Raw genomic sequence first — 565 nt, forward strand, 5'->3', positions numbered from 1 at the left:
GATCGACACACTTTTCGTCAGAATCGGTTTTGATAGCTCATCATTCAAAATGCCAAGACACCAGGCAAGTAATTTAGATGTTTTATCCGTCACCGCTCTTTTTAGCGTTAAATTGCTACTTTTTATGGTCTTGGGCAGATGGTAAACCAGGTTATTTCCTCCCTCGCGATACTCTTCAGTTTCTATCTGGAACTCTAGTCCGGAGACTTCCTGAAAGGCTGTGTCATCGGCACAGCCACTGATAGAAACGCTGAAGTAGAAAGCCGTAAGAGGCCAGTCACCATCACCCTGAACTGCACCAGTGCCTTTTGAGGTCCCCATGATGATACTTTCTCTATCCCGGAAGTAAGGCTTTGCTCAATGAAAGAAATCAAACGGAGATTTCTAATCCTTCATGGGCCAGTTCAATGGTTTCAACTGCCACTTCATTACTGTCCGACTTTAAATCGGTGCCGGTAACTTTGGTGGGCCAGGCATTTTTTAATTTCCAGCTCATCACTGGCGCGCCACTTTCATCTAACAGGTTTATAGTGACGGCGGTGCGGGCGATTGTGTTCATTTTGAT

At 45.3% G+C, this 565-nt stretch carries 2 protein-coding genes; both read right to left on the reverse strand.

The window, feature by feature from the left end; translation table 11 throughout:
• The coding region (locus J5224_RS34420; protein WP_264629318.1) for a phage tail protein at positions 1-321 on the reverse strand (321 nt) is incomplete at its 3' end.
• Between the two features lie 49 nt (positions 322-370).
• A partial coding sequence (locus J5224_RS34425) for a phage tail protein (RefSeq protein ID WP_264629319.1) occupies positions 371-565 on the reverse strand: 195 nt, incomplete at its 5' end.

The organism is Candidatus Symbiopectobacterium sp. NZEC135, assembly GCF_025962695.1.